The organism is Paenibacillus solani, from assembly GCF_050475945.1.
GTDB classification, from domain to species: Bacteria; Bacillota; Bacilli; order Paenibacillales; family Paenibacillaceae; genus Paenibacillus_AQ; species Paenibacillus_AQ solani_A.
On the sequence record NZ_JBCMXJ010000012.1, the window covers coordinates 202750 to 221887 of the forward strand.

Annotated in this window: 19 protein-coding genes and 1 other annotated feature; of the genes, 13 read left to right on the top strand and 6 right to left on the bottom strand. The window is 44.9% G+C overall.

The window, feature by feature from the left end:
* Nucleotides 1–33 precede the first annotated feature (33 nt).
* Together ABEQ74_RS14355 and ABEQ74_RS14360 are read left to right on the top strand one after the other, a co-directional pair.
* Nucleotides 34–936, top strand: coding sequence for a M15 family metallopeptidase (locus ABEQ74_RS14355; RefSeq protein WP_430122844.1), 903 nt, complete (start codon nt 34–36; stop codon nt 934–936).
* Nucleotides 933–1496: a VanZ family protein gene (locus ABEQ74_RS14360; RefSeq protein ID WP_430122845.1), complete on the top strand. Its 564-nt coding sequence runs from the start codon at nt 933–935 to the stop codon at nt 1494–1496. Before ABEQ74_RS14355 ends, ABEQ74_RS14360 begins: the two co-directional genes overlap by 4 nt.
* 37 nt (nt 1497–1533) lie before the next feature.
* On the opposite strand, the gene ABEQ74_RS14365 is transcribed toward ABEQ74_RS14360, so the two are convergent.
* Nucleotides 1534–2754 (bottom strand): RNA polymerase sigma factor, encoded by a 1221-nt coding sequence (locus ABEQ74_RS14365; RefSeq protein WP_430122846.1) that lies wholly within the window; start codon nt 2752–2754, stop codon nt 1534–1536.
* Between the two features lie 231 nt (nt 2755–2985).
* Between ABEQ74_RS14365 and ABEQ74_RS14370 the strand changes: the two genes are divergently transcribed.
* The gene (locus tag ABEQ74_RS14370) at nt 2986–3387 is read left to right on the top strand and encodes a hypothetical protein (RefSeq protein WP_430122847.1); all 402 of its coding nucleotides are present in this window, start codon (nt 2986–2988) and stop codon (nt 3385–3387) included.
* Between the two features lie 93 nt (nt 3388–3480).
* On the opposite strand, the gene ABEQ74_RS14375 is transcribed toward ABEQ74_RS14370, so the two are convergent.
* The gene (locus ABEQ74_RS14375; protein WP_430122848.1) at nt 3481–4395 is read right to left on the bottom strand and encodes an aminoglycoside phosphotransferase family protein; all 915 of its coding nucleotides are present in this window, start codon (nt 4393–4395) and stop codon (nt 3481–3483) included.
* Between the two features lie 241 nt (nt 4396–4636).
* On the opposite strand from ABEQ74_RS14375, the gene ABEQ74_RS14380 reads away from it, so the two are divergent.
* Both ABEQ74_RS14380 and ABEQ74_RS14385 read left to right on the top strand, forming a co-directional pair.
* Nucleotides 4637–4951, top strand: coding sequence for a DUF1904 family protein (locus ABEQ74_RS14380; RefSeq protein WP_430122849.1), 315 nt, complete (start codon nt 4637–4639; stop codon nt 4949–4951).
* Between the two features lie 114 nt (nt 4952–5065).
* Nucleotides 5066–6007: an aminoglycoside phosphotransferase family protein gene (locus ABEQ74_RS14385; RefSeq protein ID WP_430122850.1), complete on the top strand. Its 942-nt coding sequence runs from the start codon at nt 5066–5068 to the stop codon at nt 6005–6007.
* Between the two features lie 88 nt (nt 6008–6095).
* Here the strand turns inward: ABEQ74_RS14385 and mraY are convergent, their stop codons facing one another.
* Nucleotides 6096–7046, bottom strand: coding sequence for a phospho-N-acetylmuramoyl-pentapeptide-transferase (mraY, locus tag ABEQ74_RS14390; RefSeq protein WP_430122851.1), 951 nt, complete (start codon nt 7044–7046; stop codon nt 6096–6098).
* A 127-nt stretch (nt 7047–7173) separates the two neighbouring features.
* Between mraY and ABEQ74_RS14395 the strand changes: the two genes are divergently transcribed.
* Nucleotides 7174–7782, top strand: a complete 609-nt coding sequence (locus ABEQ74_RS14395) for a sugar O-acetyltransferase (RefSeq protein ID WP_430122920.1) — start codon at nt 7174–7176, stop codon at nt 7780–7782.
* A 188-nt stretch (nt 7783–7970) separates the two neighbouring features.
* Nucleotides 7971–9083, top strand: coding sequence for a hypothetical protein (locus tag ABEQ74_RS14400; protein WP_430122921.1), 1113 nt, complete (start codon nt 7971–7973; stop codon nt 9081–9083).
* Between the two features lie 85 nt (nt 9084–9168).
* Here ABEQ74_RS14400 and ABEQ74_RS14405 read toward each other — a convergent pair whose 3' ends face one another.
* Both ABEQ74_RS14405 and ABEQ74_RS14410 read right to left on the bottom strand, forming a co-directional pair.
* Entirely contained in the window at nt 9169–10038 is an 870-nt protein-coding gene (locus ABEQ74_RS14405) for a cation diffusion facilitator family transporter (protein WP_430122852.1), read from the bottom strand.
* Nucleotides 10039–10266: 228 nt separating this feature from the next.
* Entirely contained in the window at nt 10267–12213 is a 1947-nt protein-coding gene (locus ABEQ74_RS14410) for a GTP-binding protein (protein ID WP_430122853.1), read from the bottom strand.
* A 282-nt stretch (nt 12214–12495) separates the two neighbouring features.
* On the opposite strand from ABEQ74_RS14410, the gene ABEQ74_RS14415 reads away from it, so the two are divergent.
* The 4 genes from ABEQ74_RS14415 to ABEQ74_RS14430 all read left to right on the top strand — a co-directional run bounded on the left by ABEQ74_RS14415 (nt 12496) and on the right by ABEQ74_RS14430 (nt 16531).
* The gene (locus tag ABEQ74_RS14415) at nt 12496–12939 is read left to right on the top strand and encodes a GNAT family N-acetyltransferase (protein WP_430122854.1); all 444 of its coding nucleotides are present in this window, start codon (nt 12496–12498) and stop codon (nt 12937–12939) included.
* Nucleotides 12940–13124: 185 nt separating this feature from the next.
* Nucleotides 13125–13889, top strand: coding sequence for a metallophosphoesterase family protein (locus tag ABEQ74_RS14420; RefSeq protein WP_430122855.1), 765 nt, complete (start codon nt 13125–13127; stop codon nt 13887–13889).
* A gap of 36 nt (nt 13890–13925) precedes the next feature.
* A complete protein-coding gene (infC, locus tag ABEQ74_RS14425; protein ID WP_430122856.1) occupies nt 13926–14414 on the top strand; it encodes a translation initiation factor IF-3 in 489 nt (162 codons plus the stop codon).
* Between the two features lie 91 nt (nt 14415–14505).
* Nucleotides 14506–14763, top strand: a binding site (T-box leader).
* Between the two features lie 79 nt (nt 14764–14842).
* On the top strand, nt 14843–16531 hold the full coding sequence (locus ABEQ74_RS14430; RefSeq protein ID WP_430122857.1) for a glutamine--tRNA ligase/YqeY domain fusion protein: 1689 nt from the start codon (nt 14843–14845) through the stop codon (nt 16529–16531).
* A gap of 146 nt (nt 16532–16677) precedes the next feature.
* On the opposite strand, the gene ABEQ74_RS14435 is transcribed toward ABEQ74_RS14430, so the two are convergent.
* Complete coding sequence (locus tag ABEQ74_RS14435) at nt 16678–17541, bottom strand: pentapeptide repeat-containing protein (protein WP_430122858.1); 864 nt, start codon at nt 17539–17541, stop codon at nt 16678–16680.
* A gap of 381 nt (nt 17542–17922) precedes the next feature.
* Between ABEQ74_RS14435 and ABEQ74_RS14440 the strand changes: the two genes are divergently transcribed.
* Nucleotides 17923–18348 (top strand): DMT family transporter, encoded by a 426-nt coding sequence (locus ABEQ74_RS14440; RefSeq protein ID WP_430122859.1) that lies wholly within the window; start codon nt 17923–17925, stop codon nt 18346–18348.
* A 52-nt stretch (nt 18349–18400) separates the two neighbouring features.
* Nucleotides 18401–19102, top strand: a complete 702-nt coding sequence (locus ABEQ74_RS14445) for a Crp/Fnr family transcriptional regulator (RefSeq protein WP_430122860.1) — start codon at nt 18401–18403, stop codon at nt 19100–19102.
* Nucleotides 19103–19138 lie beyond the last annotated feature (36 nt).

A 19138-nucleotide genomic window follows, 5' to 3' on the forward strand; every position in this document is an offset into this window, starting at 1 on the left:
CTAGAGAGACCAAGCTAGAGGGAGTTGTTGAAGTTGAAAAAGGGTTTGATCATGCTCGTTATATTTATTTTGGTCGGATGCGATTCCATCCTGACGGAGACGCCGAACGCGAATGATAGAGTGGAAAATAGAGATGGACAAGAATTAAAAGTGGGTTCCGGCACGCAATCGAATCAACCATCAGGTACGAGATCGATACATGTAACAGATGAACAAGTGACACGTGGAAATTTGGTCCTCGTCAATAAGGATCATCCGCTTGATCCAGAGGCGGTTCCGGAGGATATCGTAACATTGTTTGAGAATCAAGATTTAATGCATGGTTATGTAGTTCTGGACAACAAAATCCGGTTATCCCGCGGTGTGGCGGAACATTTCCGTGATATGATCGAAGCCGCAGGAGAAGACGGAGTCAATCACTTCATGATCAGCAGCGGGTATCGGGATGAAGACGAGCAAGAACAGCTATATCGAGAAAAAGGTTCCGATTATGCCCTGCCTCCAGGCTACAGCGAACATAATCTCGGGCTTTCGATGGATATCGGATCGACACAGCAGTCCATTGATCGATCGCCCGAAGGGACGTGGCTGAAGGAGCATGCATGGGCGCACGGATTCATTCTGCGTTATCCTCAAGACAAGACAGAGATTACAGGTATTCAATATGAACCTTGGCATTTTCGTTATGTTGGTCAGCCGCACAGCATGATAATGAAGGAATTGAATCTTACTTTGGAAGAATATCTTGATTACCTGAAGGATAAATCCAGCTATAGAACGACTGTGGAAGGGGATGAATATGAGGTGAAATATGTCCCTGTTACGTCCAAAGATATGGAGATTGGGATACCGGCTGAAAGCGAGTATGAGATATCGGGAAACAATAGCGACGGAATTATTGTGACGGTCCGGTTAAACAAGGATGGAAAGAAATGAAATCATCGTATAAATGGTTCCTTGTCATACCATGTGCGTTGTACCTTTATTTCTTGCTCAAGGTGATTTTGTTTAAGTTCGGTTCCGTAGATCTATCGTTTCTGTGGCAGCAGCTGAATCGAGCGCTTGATAACCCGCATCGTATCCAGAACCAATTGCAGCTGGCTAATTTGACGCCCTTTGAATCCATTCGTATGAATTTGAAGCACCTTTCGAGCCCGCATGATGTGATTAATCTCTTTGGCAATATCGCCATATTCATGCCCACCGGTATATTCGTCGGTCTTACGTTCAGGAGCAAGCTCCTCGGGTTCATTGGCTCTTGTGTGATATCATTCGCATTGAGCCTGGGACTGGAGTGCTCACAGCTCGTGTTCACAATGGGAACTTTCGACGTGGATGATCTCATTCTTAATACGATGGGCGGCGTCCTTGGATATTTGGTGTTCCTTATACTTAGAGGACTTTATACAGCAGTTTCGTCTATCGGACCAGTAAAGGCAGGAGAGCATGAGACGGGGAGTAGATCTAAACCGATGCATATACGGCAAGAAAAATAAAAGAAACCCGGCCTCCAGGCTGGGTTTCTTTATCACGCTAAATTAGTTGGTTTTGTAACGCTTCCGCCCATTGCTTATGAAGCTCTTCCTTAGTCAGGTGAAAGATGCCGTGATAATCATCCAGATTTCGGATGAATTGATTTAACAGATCTAGTCCATATTCCTTGGTTATGAACTCTACGAACTGATAGGAAAAATGGAATACCGTCTTGCTACTATCCCAGGAATCATCGTTGAGTTTCTCAAAGCTGGGAATGTCACCTTTACGGATCGCTTCGAAAGTCGTATTTCGTATGACATCTTTGGACATTTGCTGAACTTCGTACCCACCGATACCCTGGCGGATCCATTTGGGTGTGAGTGGATTAATGTCGCTAACCAACCACATCGTATACAAGTGCAGCGTGGACCTTAGGATGGATTGATACGTATGCTCGGGCCCCGGGTTCAAGGGCGAGACGATTTTCAAGATGTTGTTATCGAATGTGCCCATGAACCAATCAGGTGCATCTGATTCTCCAACTGCTTGATGAAACGTTGGCAGATCGGGATATATTTCAATAACAATCTTGCTTGAAGGCTGATGTTTATATTTCGCTGCGATCAATTCTACATGATTCTTAAGTTCTTGAAAGAGGTCCTGATGTACCTTGCTCTGGCGATGACTGCCTTCAATTTTGCTTTCAATGGATATCAAATCGAGAATCGACATCATGGTGATGTCCCCCCATTCTTTTAATTCTTTTTTCAACTTTTCAAAAGCACGGTACAATCGGTTTTTTACCGCACTTTCACGCATGCCCACGATCTTGGATATTTCCGATATTGTACAATCCACGAAAAATCGTAGAGATATAATCTGCTGATCAAGCTCACTTAGCTGCTTAAGTGCAGCGCCAATATCAATTCGAATATCAACATATCTAGCAAAATCAAGGGAGATCGACTGTGATTCATAGCTTGTAAAGTCATAAGGCGTCTCATGTTTTCGTGATATGCTTCGATATTCATTTTTAACAGTGTTCTGGGCTATTTTGAAGATCCAAGTGAACAGACTGGAGTTTCGATTAAACGTATCGAGATTCTTCATTACCTTTATGAACACTTGTTGTGTTAAGTCATCTGCAGCCATCGGATTTACTTTCAATGCGAGATAATGGCGAATCTTCAGGTGGTATTCATCATACACATCTTCAAATATGCGCTTGGTTCCCTGATTATCCGGATAAACAGGGAGATTGTCATGAGCTCGTGACATGGATAAGAACCTCCTCTTGACCTTACAATTCATTAGACACCGGAAGAAGTTAAAAAGCCACATTCGACCGTATAAAGATTTCTAAAGCAAACTATTGTGTTAATGTACTGTGCTGCCAGAGCTAGGTTAATGAAGCAATTTATATGAAATCTCTGGTAAAGGCACAGGATAAAAAGGCGTAATTGCATATGATGTCATCATCAAGAGCATGGGAAGCGAGGTGATCCTATAATGGCTTCAAATCGCGCAAGGAAGTCCAGAACTGCTTCCAAGACCAGAGCCCCGCAGCAATGGGTGGGTCAACCGGTCATAGTCGTTCTCAAGGATGGCAGCTGCTACTTTGGAGAACTGACTCAGATTCAAGACCGTGAGGTGATGATATCGGGCCTTCTCGCCAACAAAAAAATGCCCACTTCAGTTGCCGGCAGCGGAGACAAAGCGCAAATATCCGGTTTTTTAAGCGGTTTGTTTGGGGGGCCACCCAGTGCACCAATAGCAGGAGCTGCTGCGGAAGGGGGAGCGGTTGCCGCTCCAAGCGGATTTGGTTTTCTTGGACAAATCGTGCCTCATATCAAACTTGGGATGGACGTGATTAAAACCATTATGCCGCTAATGGCGATGTTTAAAATATAATCATGGCATTTTTAGCACGTGTGCAAAAGAAGCTTGAACGGTCCATTCAAGCTTCTTTTTTTATATGAGACGTGACCAAGGCTATACCCATTCTCACGAATTGGCGATGGCACGCTGTATAATCAATTTAGCTTCCAATGCAATGGCTTCTTCTTTGTCATTGATGGCCTGCATGAGTATTAACATGGGGATGTATACAGCGATCATCCGCGCCAGTATCTGAGTCTCTTCGTCTACTTCCCCATAAATCTCATAAAAAGCATGCCTTGATGCCGGGGGCAAGAAGCTGTACGCGATACTCAGGTCACAGGCAGGATGCCCAATGTTAACGTCACCCCAATCAATGATTCCCGTGAGCTTGCCGGTATCGTCGACCAGCATGTTTTTAAAGTGGAGATCTCCATGGATAAGGACATGTTGAGGCTTCACCCGATCCAGGGTGATGCTATGCAGATATTCTGCGATTTCATTCAATTCCTCTTGAGTAATAAAGAGGGTAAGATGAGTTAGAAAACTCAGCATCTTTTCTTTGCGTTCAGCGAGATCTGTCAGATTGCGCTGATCAAACAATACCCCCTCCTGCTGCGCCGTTGTTACTGGAAATGCATGCAGGTTCTTCAGGAAGCGAGCGAGCGTTACTGTCGATTGCTTCCGAGCTTCATCCGATACGCCAATCGGAAACTTTCCTGATAGATAGGTATATCCGAGAAAGGGAAATGGATACTCTTCGCTCTCTTCTCCGAAGAAGAGAGGCTTAGAATAAGGAATCGTTATGTAGTTTTCAAGCTGGGGGAGAATTCTCGCTTCGGTTCTTAATAAAGAGACGGCTATTTGTCTTCTGGGAAAACGAAACACGTAATCATCGCCGATACGAAAGACGGAATTGTCCCATCCGTTCCCAATTTCTTGGATCGGGAGGGAGGAAAGTTGCGGAAATTGGTGGTGAATCAATTGCTGGACTAATGGCTTAGTAATTTCCCAATCCGCATCCCATAGTTGACGGCCCATATCAGGTTTCAACTCCTTAAGCTAAAATATTTGTTGGATGAAGTGGAACACTTATCAAGTCTATAGCTTCGCTCCGTACACAGCAAGTGAACTGATAAGTATAACCAAGAACTTCAGATGAATTTGAATATTAAATCATAGTGATTCCTTTCACATAAACATTATTGTATAGTAGATAAGGAGACAAAAGTCACTTGATGACAGCTACTAGACAATAAATCGACGAAATGAAGGGATTAGAGTGCCATATTTACGTTTTAAGGGATTTCCAGAAGTCTTTCTTGAAGAACTTACGCCAAAAGTTGTTGATGAATTCGCGGAGATTGTCCAAATCCCGAAGGAAATTGTGAAAATCGAGCAGCTTCCTTATCAGATCATTACGAATACGCCATTATCTGTAGAAATTCTGATGTTCCAGAGATCTCAGGAAATTCATGATGCGATCGCTTCCTGCATTCATAACATCCTGTCGGAACACGGGTATCGGAATGTACATATTTTCTTCGTGATTCTTCAGCGGAATCTTTATTATAAAGAAGGCAGGCCATTAGAATAAAAAACGAGCTAGAACAAGGGTGCATATATAGGTATCCTTGTTCTTTTATATGGAGTAAATTATGATAATGTGATAGAACGCGTCCAGACTTTATGTATCATGAATGGAGGATCTATGGACCAGTTACCTCGAGTATTAAAGGATTTTTACGGCTTGGAGCATACTGAAGTTATACCACAGCAGGGTGGATGGGCCGCGCTCGCATACAGGGTTCAAATTGACAAACAGACCTATTTCTTGAAAGTATATGAGAAAAGCCGTGCATCCACCCCAAAATGGACTGCGCTGATTAATGATTACGTTCCTGTCCTGTTGTGGCTTGAGGATCATAGTGCTTTAAGGGGGAAAATCCCTGTCCCAATACTTACACAGGACGGATGTTATCAATGCGAGGATGATAAAGGAATTTATCTATTATATGAATATATCGTTGGGGACACGATTGCAGATCATGAGCTGACGAAGGATCAGGTGAGGCAGCTGGCAGAAATAGTCGCGGAACTCCATCGCTATGGGGAAGAGATTCCGATGGTGACAAGTGCCATGAAGGAAAGCTTTGATGTCCCGTTTCTTGGGTCGTTAAGAAGCATTCTGGATGTGGATATGCCGTTTGACATTAGAGAAGTGATGTTTCATCATACTGATCGCTTGAAGGAATTAATGGATGAAGTCGAATCATTGTCCGAAGAGCTAAAGGGTCGCAATCTGCGAATGACATTATGCCATACCGACATTCATGGATGGAATTTAATGTCTGCTGGGCGGCAATTGAAGCTGATTGATTGGGAGGGGATGAAGCTAGCACCGGTCGAAGCTGATATGATGTTTTTTGCAGAGAAACCCTACTTTTCAGAATTCATGAAGATTTATACCGATACGCACCATTATTACGAGGTGAACTTTGAGGCGCTGAAGTTTTATCAAGGTAGGCGAAGATTGGAAGACGTCTGGGAATTCACGGAGCAGCTCCTCTATGATGTCTTAAATGACGAGGAACGTAGGTCGACGCTTAGCAGTCTACGACAAGAACTTGAACAGATAGCGCTCACCCAATAGGGGCGTGGGGTCCAACATGTAAAGATAAGCCTCCTGGTAGTGTTCGGTACATCTGCCAGGAGGCTTATATCTTGCTTGTCTCATTGTTTTACATCACGTATTTTGCCAGCACCCAGCAGAGCAGGGCCATAAACCAGGAGACAAAGCCGAATATCATAACGATTTTGTTCTCGCTCCAGCCGTACTTGAGACTGAAGTGGTAATGAATCGGTGCCATCCGGAACAGACGCAGCTTGGTCCGCTTGTAATACCACACCTGCAGGATCACCGAAAATTGCTCCGCCAAATAGATAAGGAACAGCAGAGGAATCAGAATTTCAACTTTTTCAATAACCGCTAAGAATGAAAGGGAACCGCCAATGGCAAGGGAGCCTGTATCACCCATAAAAGCCCGGGCAGGATAAATATTATAGAGCAGCAAGCCGAGCAGACAGCCGATCATAATCAGCGAGAAGATCTGAACCTCTGGTTTTTCAGAGATTAAGAAGAAGAAAAAGTAGGTGGGTATGGCTACATTAATCAATAGTCCGTCCAAACCATCGGTAAAGTTGATTGCATTAGCCGAGCCCACGATGAACAGCAGCATAATGATGATGTACACGCTAACCGGCAGATGAAGCTGGAGTCCATTGAAGAGCGTAATATCACTTGTTAGTGAGAAGGAATGAAACAGAACATATAGTAATGCACCGGTAAACAGGAACTGAAGCACAAGCTTCATGCGACCTGAAATTCCGGAGGGGTCCTGCCATGCTGCCTTTTTGAAATCGTCCATAAACCCGATGGTGCTGAACAAGAGAAAGGTTGAGCATAAAAATACGGTAAGTGGCGCAGGATGAAACTGCAGTGACATTGCAACACCTACCAGTAAAATAAGACCAGCCATTAATGGCGTCCCGCGTTTGGCTTGATGATCTGGAGGCAGTTCGGTACGGATTGGCTGCGTAAGTTTCAACGTGCGCAGCCCCCAGATAAGCAGGGGCGTGAATAATGCGACTAGCAGGAACGATAGACCGGATACCCCCAGAATTCCATTCATAGCATACACATCTCTTTCTATTTTAAATCGTGTTTACTTTATTGTATTTCGATTAAATAGACAATTATTCCTTCTGATAATAAGTAGCCAATATATAAGTAACTACAAAGGAGACTAGAAAATCATGATGAACCATAAAGAAAGAATGTTAGCAGGGCTTCCATATAAAGCCTGGATGGATGGACTTGCAGAAGAACAATTAGAGAACAAAGAGAAGATTCATGAGTATAACCTCTGTCCTCCCCAGGAGAGGGAGAAAATAGATTCCATCATTAGAAGCATTCTGGGCAAAGCTGGATCCAATCTCAATATATTAGCTCCCTTCTATTGTGATTACGGCAAGAATATTGAAGTGGGGCAAAATTTTATGGCCAACTATAATTGTACGATCTTAGATGTAGGCAAAGTCATCATAGGAGATAACGTAATGTTCGGTCCTAATGTATCCATACTCACAGCTGGACATCCTATTCATCCAGATTCCAGAAATTCCGGCTATGAATACGGAATCCCCATCACAATAGGGAATAGTGTCTGGATCGGTGCTAATACCGTCGTCAATCCGGGTGTAACGATTGGTCATAATGTAGTTATTGGATCAGGGAGTGTCGTCACCAAAGATTTGCCGGATCATGTTGTAGCAGCCGGAAATCCATGCAGGGTTCTAAGAACAATCACGGACGAGGATCGACCATACTACTATAAAGACAGAAAATTTGACGTTAATGATTACTGATCGTATTGCAATGATATGAGTGATTGCTAAGTATAACCCCTGGCAAAAGAGTAATGTATCTTGAACCCAGTTGCAGAGTGTAATTTTCAACTATATTTGAAGTTTCCCTTAAGATGTTCAGTTGGGTTCTGTTATCATTAAGCAGACCTAACCGAAGTTGAAAGGGGAGACCCCGTTTGTTGAATGTCATGAATGTAGCTGATACGTTGGTCGATCATATAAAAGCTCATTATCCTCAGGAGATTGCCATCGTTGCCTATTACGGGTCTTATGCACAAGGTACGGCTACTGAGCGGTCAGACTTGGATTTTTACTTCATACCTGCTTCATCTAAAGGTTATCAAGCGAGTATTCAGTTTATTTTGCAGGATATTAGCTTTGATTTCTGGCCGATCAGCTGGGAACGTGCCGAACGCATGGCAGCCTACCAAGAATCGAAAACTTCTATTATTGCGGATAGCATCCTCCTGTATTCACGCAGTGATGAGGATCTGGCAAGATTTCGGAGCCTGCAGCAAACGATAATCGATCTGCCAAAGAACCAGGAGTTATTTCTGGATAGGGCAGAAGAACAATTGCAACATGCATATTTGCATTTATATAAGCTGAGCAAAGCCAAACTGGACGAAGACATCAGCTATTATCACACTTCAGCAAGCGATGTGTTAATCCATGTTCTTTCCTGCCTGGCGCTGCTAAATCGATCCTACATCAAAAGTGGCTGGGGTAAGAACATAAACCAGATTTTGAACTTTACGCTTAAGCCACCCCTTTTGAAGGAACAGATCGATTCGATTATGCAGGCCGATACGCCGGCAAGTATTCGCGCTGCGTGCGAACATCTCACTGAGAATATGCTTTCGTTGTGGATGAAAGAAAGAACTGCGTTAGCGAAGACGCCATCTTATTCGGAACGAATGACAGGATTTTTTGAAGAAATAAAAGGTAACCTGGATAAGCTCAAAACCGCTTGTGAAGTGAGAGACTATCAGATTGCTTATTTTGGCTCGATGGGTGTCCAAGAAGAAATTGCACGCTTTATGTACTATGCAGAACGAGGATACTGGCCAACCTCGCTAGAACCCAGCTTGGATTATCAGCGTTATTATCTCGGCGCAGGAATGCCGGATCTGGTATCCGTGCTTGATCCGCACGACTTCGCCCCCCTTCATGAAGCCGTCATCCAACTGGAGTCTAATTTGGAGAAATATCTCCTTAATCAAGGCGTTACCATTAATCGTTATGAATCATTGGAGCAATTGAAGCGCAGTCTTGAACAGTCGATCGAGGATATTAAATGATCGAAGATATTGAATAATCGAAGAAAGGTCCGACCATGAGAGAAGTGGTCGGACCTTTGTAATGATTATGGATACTTGAAGAAGCTTATTTCGGTTCAATATGGACATGTACGTCATAAACGCCGTGTCTTTCTTTTAATTCATGTTCTACCTGGTCAGAAATGTCATGGGCGACCCGTATATCCAAATTCGACGTGACAAGGATTACAATATCAACAACGGTGTTGCTGCCATAGTTTCTTGCTCGAATATCTTTGACACCTGCTACTCCATATACTTGTTTGACGGTTTCTTTGTAGTCTTGGACAATGTTCTCATCGAATCCATCGGTTAAATGATGCGAAGCATCGCGGAATATATCCCAGGCGGTTTTACATATTAGAAATCCTACCAACACGGCGGTAAGCGGATCGAGCCATGGAAGATGAAATTGGGCACCGATGATTCCAATGACGGTACCGATGCTTACCCAAGCGTCCGAAAGGTTGTCCTTTGCCGCCGCCATGACAGCCTGACTGTTTATTTTGGTAGCAAGGCGCTTATTGTACCTGTACACAAAGTACATCACGATGGCACAGCCAATGCCGGTCCAAGCGGATATAAGATCAGGCGACTGATGGTTTCCTTCGAATACGGAAGATATAGCTCCGAACAAGACCTGGATCCCCACAGCCATCATAATAAAAGAGGCGATTAAGGAGGCTACCGTTTCCGCTTTCCAGTGACCGTAGGGATGATCCCGGTCTGCAGGTTTTTGCGATAATCGAAGTCCGATCAATACGGCAACTGAGGCCACGATGTCTGTAGCATTATTTAATCCGTCCGCCTTCAGGGCCTCCGAGTTAGCGATGTAACCAATCCATAATTTGATCACTGATAAGCAGACATAAGCAATGATGCTGATGATGGCACCTTTTTCACCCAATTTTAAATCATGATAACGTTGTTGCTCCACATCTTGTCGACTCCTTCCGCATACCCCAAAAAATAGTACCTGACTATATTACCAAGCAGAGCAAGGGTGGGTCTAGAGCAACGTTGTTTCCTCTTGCTCAATAAGTGACAAGGGGCAAAAAGAGTTGCCCCAGACTAAGAAATAATAAAACGAGTTGGGATGTTGGCGCATAAAAATAGCGGGCGAGATCTTCTCTCGGCACCGCTATAGGCACACACCCGTATACTTCTACATGATCTTGTTCAAGTAAAGCATATATTCACCGCGATTGAGCGGATTGACTTGTCGCCGTTTATTTACAGGAGCGGTGGCATGCACCTTCACGTATCCACCCGGTTTAACGGAGAGCATGCCCTCGCCGCTTGTCAGAGAATGGGCTTCGGCTTTCAGCAAGTCGGTCGTCCGTACAGGGATGGTACCATGAACGTGGACAGCATTGTTGTGGAATATCGGTTCTTGATAGGTCCCTTCCAGAGCCGCCAGTTTGGATAACACTTTGCTTAGGCTGGATTCCGGCAGAATAAACTGGATTCTGTTCACGGGCTCATATACTTCCGTTCCGGCTTGGCTGAGCGCTGCCATGAGGACAAGCGGGGTCAGACTGCGGAAATCCTTTGCCGTCGAAACTGGACTTGCGTAACCGGTATGCGTCAGCGTCACGATAATATCAGTCACGGACCATCCATACAATCCCTCTTGAAGCACCTCAATCACCGTGTCTTTAATTGCTTTCTGAAAGGATAGGGGAAGAGAACCCAGTTCCGCTTCCAAACGATATTGGAGTCCGCTTCCGCTCTCACCAGGTTCAACTCGCAAGCCTACCGTTGCATAAAAAGGACACTCCTCAATATATTCAACAGCTTCTCCGACATCTAACGGCTTCTCGATACAAATGACCCGTGGAGCTGAAAAAACAGCTTCGATGCCATATTGCTGCTGGATGGTTTCCAGCAGAATTTCTTGCTGGACTTTACCGAAGACGTGAATGATATTTTCCCTGGTTTGCGTATCCCGGATATATTGTAAGAACGGATCCTCTTCGGTAAGATCGCTTAAGGCAGTGTGAAGTTGATGATCTTCGGCGGAATTCTTGGCCGAGACCTGGACTTGAATCGGCGGCTTCTGAAAATGAATCCTCTTCATCCTGTCGGATACAGCACCGATGACGTCGCCCACCTTGAGTTCATCGGTAATGATAATCGCAATGTCTCCGCCATCGATCTGATTCATCGGAATAGATTTGCCATGATCCAGAGCATTTAGGTGTTTTACCTTGAACATAGTGCTGTTTCCGTTCTGCGTTATCACCTTAATCTCATCTCGTGCCTGAATTCTGCCAGCGAACAGCCGGAGGTATACGTTCCGTTCTCCATTCGGAAGTTTGATTACTTTGAACACAAGTCCGGATAACGATTCATGCTGAAGCTTCAAGGCGTCATTAACAGGGAAACATTCTCCGAGCGCATGAAGCAGGGGCTCGATGCCGATCCCTTTGGCTGCTGATCCTGCAAATAGGGGGTACACTTTACCTTGTCGGGTTTGCCTGTGTAATTCCTCCTGTAGTCGCTCGTGAGATATAGGAATATCCTGGGCATAGTCGTTCAGCAGATCGTCATTGGCCAGTGCCAACATTTCGATCCACCCGGCTTTATGGGGATCGGCGACATTTACCCGAGCGGTTGTACGGCCTTCCTGACTTACAGTGCTCATCTCGCAAATATGTTCATCCAGCAGATTCCGTATCATGGTATAGACATTTTGGTAATTCGCACCCATCCGATCGATCTTGTTCATGAATAGAAGGGTGGGAATCCCTTGTTCTTTCAATGTTTGCATAAGCACCCGAGTCTGTGCCTGTACGCCCTCAACCGCGGAAATCACCAGAATGACACCATCCAGCACACTCAGTGAATGCTCAACCTCCGAGATGAAATCGGCATGTCCTGGTGTATCGATCAGATTGACTTTTAGATCGCCCAGCACAAAGGATACCGCAGCGGATTTTATCGTGATTCCTCGTCTCCGTTCAATGTCCAGCGAATCCGTGATGGTATTGCCTTGGTCAACGGAGCCCGCTTGATCAATAATGCCGGATCTAAACAGGATTTGCTCAGTTAAGGTAGTTTTACCGGCATCAACATGGGCCAAAACTCCAATATTCAATATTTTCTTCATATATATTAACCCTCATTCGTTTCATTAGTTGTAGTCCTTTCGGTTGATTGTTGTGGTTTAATTGCCGCATTCATATCGCCTCCAAATAAAATAAAGTTACTTCTAGTTTATCCACTTAAAGAGACTCGGAATATGTAATAAACGTTTATATTCATTCATTATCTTGATCCACTTCTAGCATTTGTGGGGCGACTTTTTTGAGTTTAGATATTTAATACCGTGAAAACGGGTCGTCATTGGATTAGGATAAAGGAATATACCATATATGAAGGAGTCCTGTATTTGATAACACTTCATACCATAGATAAGGACAATTGGGAGGACTGCATACGTCTTAAACCCACACCGGGACAGGAGAAGTGGATTGCTCCCAATCTATACTCGATAGCGGAAGCTCAGTTCATGGAGGGTTTGAAGACGCGTGCGATTTACCATGATGAAGAGATGATTGGATTTGTGATGTATGGCCTGCATCCCCGCGAAGATAACTACTGGATATACCGGTTTATGATCGACGGTAAGTACCAGGGATTGCATTATGCCAAACCCGCGATTCGATTGGTTCTCGAAGAGATTCGAAACTCATCATCCGATTCAACACACGAGATTATGTTATGCTATAAACCTGAGAATGAGCGTGCGGAAAGACTATATTCCGAAATAGGGTTTAAAGAAGCCGGGATTGCCCCTTGGGGGGACATCATGGCTAGATATAGTTTTATATAGTCAAAATTAAAACCGTGCGTTCAACCATTTTTCTATGGCGAAATGCACGGTTTTTAGCGCAATTCTATGTGAGCTCCGAACATCTCTAATCATTTCATTACTCGTTTTATAGATATATACGATTAAGGATGAGAATGTGCTAATATACCTAAATAGTAAAGTGGTTCGGATTCGATGTCTTTGAATTGTTCGGGTTCGTGAGAAGTGACGGGGAGGGGATAACGATTCGAATATTAGCGATTAGCGATATTCATGGCTGCTACGATGAGTTCAATCAGTTATTGTCTGATGTAGAGTATAATCCAATTCATGACCAACTGATCTTGCTAGGGGATTATGTAGATCGCGGGCCAAGGAGCAGGGAAGTCTTGGAGCAAGTGATGGAATTGCGGAATGAAGGTGCCATCACTCTTCGGGGAAATCATGATCAAATGATGCTGGATGCCATTTTGGTGGATACGGATGAAGTGAATTCACGCTGGATTCGCAATGGAGCTAGGTCTACGATTGAAAGCTACTGCGGCGCTGATTTTATTGATGGTGAAATGGATCGCGCCAGATATAACGAAGGCAAAGCCTATATTAAACAAAACTTTGAGCAGCATATTTCCTTTCTTGATACGCTAGCTCTCTATTATGAAACAGACACTCACATATTCGTTCATGCAGGGATCAATCCGGGGGTTGATGACTGGAAACAGCAGTCTATCCACGATTTCATCTGGATTCGCGACCCATTCTATAATTACCCAACTGGTCTTAACAAAACAGTGGTTTTCGGGCATACGCCGACGATGAACTTGCACGACTCGGAGCAGATTTGGTTCTGTGATGGAGAGGATAAAATCGGCATAGACGGAGCGTGCGTGTACGGTAAGCAATTGAACTGTCTGGAGATCACGGACGAGCAGGAATACAGAACACATTCTGTTCCGCTCATGCACAAATGATGTTTGATATATTATTTTCATCAGGAGGATCTGACTATGCTGATTATGAATGAAAAGATTAAGGCTCGCGAAGTTGAGCTGACCGGCCTAAACGGTGAAGATCTGGGTGTCATTTCGAAGGATGAGGCACTTGCTCTGGCGAAGAAACACAAAGCAGATTTGGTGTGTACCTCGCTATTCAGCAGTCCCCCGCCATGCAAGCTCGTAAGTCGGGGGCAAGCGAAGCAGGATGCGGTTAAAGAGAAGAAGGGCCAGCAAGGTTCATCCGCTCCGATTAAAGTGAAGGAATTTCGTTTGTCCGCACATATTGAGGAGCATGATTACGATACCAAGCTGTCGCAAATGCGTAAGCTGCTGGCAGCGGGTAAAGCTGTCCAGCCTGTTATTCGCATACAAGGCAAGGAAGGCGAGGCTGCCCGTAAGCTGCTTGAACAACTCGTTCAAGATTTGGCTGAGGTAGGGAAGAAGGAGACAGGCCTACAGATCAGCGGCAAGCAGGCGACCGTGAAGCTGTTGCCGATCTGATATGTGGTGTCGGATTTCACTCCGGCTTTTCAAGCTATATCAAGAATTAGGGTTTACATTTGAAATTTCAGATGATACTATGGATCAAATTATAAACGCCATGAAGAGAAGAGTAGATGAACAGGAATCCCCACAGAGAGCTCCGGTAAGCTGAAAAGGAGTGGGAAGTCACTCATTGAACCAAGCCTCTGAGCGGCGCATCGGAACTTATGTTTAGGGATGGTGCGACAGGAGCTCCTGTTATAGAGCTAGGGTATAAGCAATCGCGTGATGGCCGTACCTGACAAGGCTGGTATTGTGAAATATCGGCGAATAGGGGTGGCACCGCGAAACCAATCTCGTCCCCAAGACTAATGTCTTGGAGACGGGATTTTTTTGTTTTTCGTAATGTTAGGACGATTTACAACAGTTGAAGAGGAGGGATTTTCATGAGCGAAAACAAAAACAGAGGAGAAGAAACGGTGGATTTTTTGACCAGGATCATCAAGGAGGATATAGAAAAAGGCGTGTACAACAGACCTGTAGCTACGCGATTCCCGCCGGAACCGAACGGCTATTTGCACATCGGCAGCGCTTATGCGATTTGCGTTAATCACTCGATCGCCAGAAGATTTCAAGGAACATTTAATCTTCGGTTTGACGATACAAATCCACTGAAGGAAGATATGAAATATGTGCAAGCTATTCAAGAGGATATCGAGTGGCTCGGACTGAAGACGGACGTTTATTTCGGATCGGACTATGCGCATCAAATTATTGAAGCGGCGAAGAAACTAATTGCTAAAGGGAAAGCTTATGTGTGCGATCTTACGCCTGAACAGATGACAGAATACCGGGGGACACTGATCGAAGCAGGCAAGAACAGTCCATATAGAGAGCGCAGTATAGAGGAAAATATGTCGTTGTTCGAGCAAATGATCGCGGGTGTATTCCAAACGTCGGAAAAAGTACTCCGAGCCAAAATCGATATGGCTTCCCCCAATATGAATCTGAGAGATCCCGTCCTGTATCGTATCATTCATGCAGAGCATTATCGTACGGGAACAGCATGGTGTGTTTATCCGATGTACGATTTTGCCCACCCTATACAGGATTGGATCGAAGGCATCACCCATTCGCTATGCTCATCAGAGTTCAGAGATCATCGTCCGTTATACGAGTGGGTGCTTACAGAGCTGGAAGTGACAGAGCCTCCGAAGCAGCGGGAATTCGGGAGATTGAATATTTCGGGATCGGTAACGAGTAAACGATATGTTAGGGAATTAGTGGAGGGAGGTTTCGTGGATGGATGGGATGATCCCAGACTGCCTACCTTAAGAGGCCTGAGACGGCGAGGCGTGAAACCAGAGGGGATCCGGCGCTTTCTGGCTGAGCTTGGCGTGTTTCGCAGCAACAGCATGGTGGACCCAGCCATGCTAGATCATTACATCCGCGAAGACTTGAAGGAGTGCTGTCAGAATGCGATGGCTGTGATAAAGCCGCTGAAGGTGATCTTGACCAATATGCCTGAGGATTGGACCGAGCAGCTTGTCATACCGAATAATGAGCATAATCCATCCATGGGTCAGCGGGAGGTACCTTTTTCAAGAGAGCTGTACATCGAGCGAGAGGACTTTATGGAGGAGCCTGTTCCTGGATTTCATCGGTTATCTCCTGGCAAGGAAGTGCGTTTGAAAGGGGCCTATTTTATCAAGTGCGAACATGTCGTGAAGAACAGCTCGACAGGCGAAATCACAGAAATTCATTGTACGTATGATCCGGCTACCAAGAGCGGGAGCGGATTTAATGAGCGAAAGGTGAAAGCAACGCTGCACTGGGTGTCAGCGAAGCACGGGATTCCGGCAGAACTTCACTTGTATGACCAGCTGCTGAAAGAATCGGCCGAGTTGTCTGAGTCGGATAATGTCTGGAAGGAGCTGCTGAATCCTGCATCGTTGATTCGAGTCGAAAATGCCATGTTGGAGCCCTCCATGCTGGAAGCCACTTTGAATCAAACATACCAATTTATCAGACATGGCTATTTCTGCTTGGATTCTAAATATAGTACAGACAGCAAGCTGGTATTTAACCGTATTGTTTCTTTGAAGGATTCATGGAAGAGGTCTATGGAAAGTTAAGATACATTTCGTAAACCAAAACTTTTCGTGCCATTGTGGATGCTATCGTTCACCAGCAAATACCAAACAGCCGGCTGCAAGGTTGTGCAGCTGGCTGTTTTCTGTGATTCAGTACTGTGATTTGTTAGTTACTGATGTATTGAGGATTAATTCGTCCAATGTTCAGGTCGATTTAAAGATGGAGGCAACTTGGTGCTCGCGTCTCCCTTCGCTGCGTTAACCTGGAACTGAGTAAGGAAGAGGCTGTCCATTAGATTGGCCCCCCTCAGGTCCGCATCCCTGAAATCAGCACCGATCAGATCGGCAGTCCGGAGATCTGCTCCTCTAAGGTCGGCGGCAATGAGATAAGCTCCTCTTAGGCTTGCATATCTTAGATCTGCTCCTTTAAGCTTTGCTCCCATCAGGTCTGCACCGCGCCCTCCGATCTTCTGACGTACTGGAGGCCCCTTGTGCTTCTTGCGTGCATCCTCCCGCACAAGCTCACTGGTTCGGAGCAGTAGTTGATTCACTTCTGCCCGGTGTGCAGCCACATCCAGCTGTAACAGGGATTCAGGAGGAAGCTGGGTCAACCGTTTTGTCTCTTCCATCGATAATCTTAGATCGGTATGAATGTCTTGAGCGGGTTGTAAAGTAAGAGCCTCGTTCAGATACCATAACAGCTCGTGAAGCTGCCGCATGATCGGGAAGACCTCGAACATTTCTTTTGCCGTCTCAGGGGCCTGCCGCCAGTCTCGTCCGTTATAAGTAACCTGCGATACCTGTTGGCCTGCCCCAAAGCAGTCGTAAACGGTACAGCCTCTCATACCTCGCTGCCTCAAGCTGCCGTGCACACCGCAGCGAAAGTCGGATTGCAAATGGTGGCAAGGACTTCCGCCATCTTTGTCCATGGCGAAATCTGTTGAAGCAGCGAAGGGTAAAGCTACGCAGCATAGTCCAAAGCAGCTTGCGCAATCTGCTTGTAATGGGTTACTGCCTTGTGCTTCTGGAATTTGTTGTTGTTTGTCTTGCATAAGTTAATAAGTGCTCCTTCCAGTCAGCGTTCGTCCATAAAGTGACATCTATCATTATTTTAAAACAAAATGAACATAGAAGCATAGATACAATATTGGTTTAAAGTGTTCTTTACCTTGCGAATGGAATTACATAAGAAAATATAGACCTTGCTAAGCGAGCTAAAGACATAGGTCATAATAATCCGAATATATCATCGCCTATAGGCGATTCCTTTAAGCCACCTGGAAGTTTGGGCGGCTTATTTGTATGTTGCATGCGAAGCCGACCGATAGTATATAATGAAATTCGTATCTATTCAGGACATATGTCCTTTCCTGTATGAAGGAAATTCACTTTTAATAGTATACAGACCTATTTAGATAAGGAGTACGTAAAACATGAAAGGAATTTTATTTGCATTCGTTGCTGGTGCCTGCATTACGCTTCAAGGTGTGGCTAATGCACGGATTAGTCAGGATATGGGCACCTGGCAAGCGGCTACGGTTACGCAGTTAACCGGATTTATAATGGCCTTCATTATTCTTCTGTTCGTCAGGGATGGAAGCAGACAAGGATTTAGAAAAGTGAACCCGCTTTATCTAATCGGAGGAGCCTTGGGAGCTCCCATCATTTTCAGTGAGGTAACAGCGATTCAGAATGTAGGTGTTACACTCACGATATCTGCTTTATTGATTGCCCAGTTATTCTTGACGTTTCTGATTGACAGCAATGGTTGGTTCGGCGTAGTGAAAAAGAGGATGAGCTTGCCTCAATTCATTGGGATCGGCATAATGATTGCCGGTGTTGTGATTATGAAACTATGACAGCGAAACACGCGGTACAGGAGTATAGGGTTTATCGGAAAGGAGAGAGGGCGTGAAGGAAATTCATAATGCGGAGCTTATGCAGCATTTTCTGCTGAGCAACCAGCTACAGTCCGTTTTCCATGATGACGTATTGCCGTATGTGGTACTGTATCACTTCGAACAAGGAGAACTCGTCTGTACGCAAGGCGAACCGGCCGAGACGCTGTATATTCTGGTTCAAGGGAAGATCAAAATCTTCACTACCTCTGCGGAAGGGAAAGCGCTTGTTCTATCTTTCAAAACACCGCTTGAGGTAATCGGAGATATTGAATATATTCAAGGCAATCCGTTGATCAATACGGTACAGGCCGTTTCCTCTGTTTATATGATCGGTGTGCCTTACCGCTGGCTTCGTAAATACGGACACGACCATGCGCCTATGCTTCAGTTCTTGCTTCGGATTGTTACACGGAAATTCTATATTAAATCTAATTTCTTAAGTTTCAATTTGCTCCATCCGGTGGAGGTACGGCTGGCCAGCTATTTATTGTCCGTTTCGGATGGAGAGACGGATACACTTGCTACCGATTACTCGGCCGCATTCAACTTGACCGATATCGCGAATTTGTTAGGGACCAGCTACCGGCATTTGAACCGGGTAATTCTGAAATTCAGTCAAGAAGGACTGATTGAGCGTCATAAAGGGTACATTCTAATTAAAGATCGGAATGCGTTAACACATGTAGCAGGAGGCAATATTTACGAGGAATAAAACCACAATGATGATGAAGGCATGAAGTAAGGAGAT